Origin of the sequence: Streptomyces sp., from assembly GCF_031178505.1 — a bacterium.
GTDB lineage: Bacteria > Actinomycetota > Actinomycetes > Streptomycetales > Streptomycetaceae > Streptomyces > Streptomyces gulbargensis.
Window position 1 is genome coordinate 1 of record NZ_JAPSIW010000581.1, and the last position, 4,528, is coordinate 4,528.

A 4,528-nucleotide genomic window follows, 5' to 3' on the forward strand; every position below is an offset into this window, starting at 1 on the left:
CAGGGCCGCGAGGGCGGCGCCGGCGAGGGTCGTTCCGGATCTGCGCACACGCATTGCGTGCCTCCGAAGGCTCGGGTGAGCTCGATGAGCTCCGCGGGGGGAGAGTGCGACGGCATGTCCTGGTGTGAACATGTCATTGATGTCGCCGGGAATGACGCTAGGCACGGAGGACCGGTGGCGGAAGGGGTGCCGGGTGGCGCCGTTGGTCTACGCCTGCGAAATACTGAAAGAGCTGCGGCGATGGCCGCCGCGCCGGGAAACTTTCAGCGGCCGGAAGGCGCGTGGAGGGTGCTGACGTGCACGGAAGCGGTACGGGAAGTGACGGCGGAGCCGCGCCCGGAGCGGGCGTCGACCGTGAGTTCCTCGCCCTCGAACGCGAACTGGCGGTCTTCCTGCGCCGCGCCCGCGCCCAGTCCGGCGAGATGGCCCGCGAGGTCCACCCCGAACTGGAACCGGCCGCCTACGGCCTCTTCGTCCGCCTCGACGACGCCGGCCCCCAGCGCGCCACCGAACTCGCCGCGTACTTCGGCGTCGGCAAGGCGACCATGAGCCGTCAGCTGCGGGCCCTGGAGGACCTCGGCCTGGTGGCCCGCGACCCCGACCCCGCCGACGGCCGCGCCTCCCTCGTCCGGCTCACCGAGGAGGGCCGCCGGCGCTTCCGGCGCGTACGCGACGCCCGCCGCGAGCGGTACGTCCGCAAGCTCGCCGACTGGGACCGCGCGGAGGTCGCGGAGCTGGCGCGTCTGCTCCAGCAGTTCAACGTCCGCGCCGAGAGCTGAACCCCGGGGCCTCCGCGTACCGAAACCCCGCCCGTCCCGCCGCCCCCGGGCTCGGCCCGTGCGCCCCCTCACCCCCGGCCCCGCCGCCGATTCAGCCACCCAGCTCCGCGTACACCGCCGTCGCGTCGTCGTGGAGCTTCCACCGGCGGGCGCCGCCCCGCGCCGCGCCCCGGGTCTCCAGGGACCGCACCCGGCGCAGCAGCCCGTAGGGGCCCTCCTCCCGCAGGACCCCGAAGCACTCCGCCCAGTCGCCCGCGCCGAACAGCTCCACCCAGCGGCTCGCCCCGTCCGTGAGCGCCGCCAGGGCCCGCACCTCCGCCCGGGGAGTCGTACCGGTCACCGCCCGCTCCGCGACCGCCGGGTCGGCCGCCGCCGTGAAGAAGCCGCCCTCCCGGTTCCGCAGCCGGTCGGTCGCCGCCACCGAGCGCCGTACCTCGTCCGGCACCCGGTCGAGCCGGTCGTCGAGGACGGCCCGGACCGCCCCGTCGGGCGCCTCCAGGAGCAGCGCCGAGTCGGACAGGACCAGATGCTCGACGGCGCTCTCGTCCCAGCGGGCCAGGACCACCGTCGCCTGGGGCGTACGGGCGTGAGAAAGGTCACAGGTGCCCCGGTGGGCGTCCGCGGTGCGCCGGATTGCCTCCGCGAGGATCTCGCCGAGGGGCATCTCCGGCCGGGAAGCGGACAGTTCGGTCAAAGCCCCGCCCAGCCGGGCGGTGAACCACGGGACCGGGTGCGCGCACCCGACGTCCCCGGCGGGCGGTGTCACCCCGTCGAGCAGGACGACCGTCCCCCCGCGTCCGCAGGCGGCCGGAGCAGCGGCTCCCCAGTCCTCGTTGGGGCGTTCGGGGCTGCCGGGCAAGGAGGCGACGTCGCTGCGCATGACGGTCAGTCTGCTGGCCGCGCCCGGACCTTCACAACACCTGCAAACGGCGGCAAAAAGGCCTGTACCAAGGGGCGTCAGGGCGCGGCAACGGTGGAACCGGAGGCTCCGGCGAGCTGCGGGCGGGCATCCTGCCAAAGCCCGCGCGGAAGATCCAACCGGGGTGCCGCCCGGGCCCTTCCGGGGCGGGGTGGCGAGTTGTTCGCCAACTCATGAGTGTTGTTCACTCGTTCGGGTGGCGGTGCGGCCGATGCGCGCCCCCTTGTCCGAAGCGCTGGAATGGTCGGAAGCCGTACCAGGGGTGGGGGCTGGGGGCGCTCCATGTGACCGGTCGTCACCTCTGCTTTGTGGGCGGACGAGTCAAGAATGCGAGCACCGGTGCAGAAGAAGCGGCCTCGGAGCAACAACGGCACGCCGAGTCGGACCACCGGTGAACCGCCGGCCTCCGGCGGCGCCCCGGCGACCGCCGCTGCCTCCGCCGACCGTCCCGCCGCCTCCCCCGCCGCCCCGGCCCCCGCGCCCGCCGGCCCCACCGGCCGGGCCAAGCGGGTCCGTAACCGGCTCGTCGCCGGGGTCGCCCTCGTCGGTGTCACCGTGCTCGCCGCCGGCGCCCCCGCCGTCCTCACCGCCTCCGCCGAGCTCACCGAGTCCCAGCGCCTCGTCACCCTCGCCGAACTCGACCGGCAGGCCGTCACCCTGGCGCACTCCCTCGCCGACGAGCGCGACGAGGTCGTCGCCTACATCGCGGCCGGCCGGGACGCCCAGACCGGCTCCCCGCAGGACAAGCGGCAGGTCACCTCCACCCGCTCCGCCCGGGTGGACCGGCAGATGGACGAGATCCGGCCCGCAGCGCCCGAGGAACTGCGCCGCGACCTCGCCGGCGTGCCCTCCGTCCGCCGCGGCGCCCTCACCGGCAAGGGCACGGCCCTGGAGGCCCACAAGGCGTACACCGACATCATCGTCAAGCTCCAGGCCCTGGCCGACGACCTCGCCGAGAAGACCCCGGCCCGCGCCGCCGACGCCTCGCTCACCGAGGCCACCCGCGCCCCGGCCGCCCTCGGCCGCGCCGTCGAGCAGGCCGCCGCCACCCGCGGGCTGCTCGTCGCCGCCCTCGCCGTCCCGCGTCCCGAGCCCACCGGTGAGGTCCGGTACGACCCCGCGACCGGCACCTACGTCCCCGAGGAGCCCGAGGGCGCGGCCGAGGCCGACCGCGTCCGCGACGCCCTCACCGCCGCCGCCCAGCAGGCCCGCGTCCGGGAACTCGCCGCCCTCGGCGACTTCGACCAGTCCGCCGGCACCGCCGCCCGCGACTCCCTCGCCGCCACCGTCGCCGGCCCCGACGTGAAGAACGCCGAGCGGTCCCTCGCCGCCCTCACCGACCAGCCCCGGCTGACCGAGCGCGAGCGCGCGACGTCCCCGGCCGCACTGGAGGCCACGCTCTCCGCCCGCATCGAGCAGATGCGCGGGGTCGAGTCCGCCCTCGCCGCCGAACGGGTCGAGCGGATCACCGCCCTCCGCGACGACGACGTCACCGCCCTCGAACTGCGCGTCGCCTTCCTCGGCGGTTGCCTGCTCGTCGCCCTCGGCGTCTCCACCTACGTCGCCCGCAGCCTCACCCGGCCGCTCGCCGTGCTCCGCCTCGGCGCCGCCCGGCTCGCCGCCGCGCCCACCCCGCACACCGAGGAGCCGGTCCGCTTCACCGGCCGCAACGACGAGTTCGCGCAGGTCGTCCGCTCGCTCAACACCCTCCACGCGCAGCTGGCCGGCCTCTCCGCCCACGCCGAGCGGCTCGCCGGCCGGAACGCCGACCTGGAGGCCGACAAGGAGGCCGTCGGCGCCGAGCTCGCCACCCAGCGCGCCGACCTCCAGGGCCGCGTCGCCCTGCTCACCGCCGACCTGGAGCGGCTCAAGGGCACCGTCCAGCACACCTTCGTCAACCTCTCCCTGCGCAGCCTCGGCCTCGTCGAGCGCCAGCTCGGCGTCATCGAGAAGCTGGAGGAGCGCGAGCAGGACCCGGACCGCCTGGCCACCCTCTTCAAGCTCGACCACATGGCGACCGTCATGCGCCGCCACAGCGAGAACCTCCTCGTCCTCGCCGGCCACGAGCACGTCCACGGCCACGCCGGGCCCGTCCCGCTCGTCGACGTGCTGCGCGCCGCCGTCAGCGAGATCGAGCGCTACGAGCGGGTCACCATCCAGTCCCTCCCGCCGCACGCCCAGGTCGCCGGTTTCGCCGCCGACGACCTGAGCCACCTGGTCGCGGAGCTCCTGGAGAACGCCACCTCCTTCTCGCCGCCGGACGCCGAGGTCCAGCTCTCCGGCTGGCTCCTGGAGAGCGGCGAGGTCATGCTCTCCGTCCAGGACGCGGGCATCGGCGTCGCCCCGGCCCGGCTCGCCGAACTCAACGCGCGCCTCGCCGAGGCCGACCCGGACGCCTTCGAGGGCGAGGGCCTGGGCATGCGGGTCGTCGCCCTGCTCGCCGCCCGCCACGGCGTCAGCGTCCAGCTGCGCGGGCAGAAGCCGGGCGGTACGGCGGCCGTCGTCGTCCTGCCACTGCCGCTGCTGCCCTCCGTCCCGCCGGCCTCGGCCGTCCCCGAGCCGGTACGCGGCGGGGGCTCCGCGCCCACGATCAACCTGCCGGGCTCCGTCGCCGAGGCCAACTCCAACACCCTCCCCTCCCGCACCAGGGACCCGCTGGTGGAAGCCGCCGAGCGGGCCTTGCGCACGGCCGGGGACCAGGGCGCGCCCGGAGCACCGGCGGAGCCCGCCCCGGTGGCGGAGCCGGCGGCCGCACAGCCCCCGGCACCCGCGGAGCCCGTACGGGACGCGACGGAGCCCGCCGAGGCCCCCGCCGCGTTCGCCGACCCCG

General features: G+C 75.9%; 3 protein-coding genes. 2 read left to right on the forward strand and 1 reads right to left on the reverse strand.

The window, feature by feature from the left end; translation table 11 throughout:
- Positions 1-296 precede the first annotated feature (296 nt).
- A complete protein-coding gene (locus RIF68_RS28245; protein ID WP_309054130.1) occupies positions 297-779 on the forward strand; it encodes a MarR family transcriptional regulator in 483 nt (160 codons plus the stop codon).
- Between the two features lie 91 nt (positions 780-870).
- Here the strand turns inward: RIF68_RS28245 and RIF68_RS28250 are convergent, their stop codons facing one another.
- A complete protein-coding gene (locus RIF68_RS28250) occupies positions 871-1,659 on the reverse strand; it encodes a hypothetical protein (RefSeq protein WP_309054128.1) in 789 nt (262 codons plus the stop codon).
- A 366-nt stretch (positions 1,660-2,025) separates the two neighbouring features.
- Between RIF68_RS28250 and RIF68_RS28255 the strand changes: the two genes are divergently transcribed.
- Positions 2,026-4,528: nitrate- and nitrite sensing domain-containing protein (locus tag RIF68_RS28255; protein ID WP_309054129.1), on the forward strand; the 2,503-nt coding region annotated here is incomplete at its 3' end.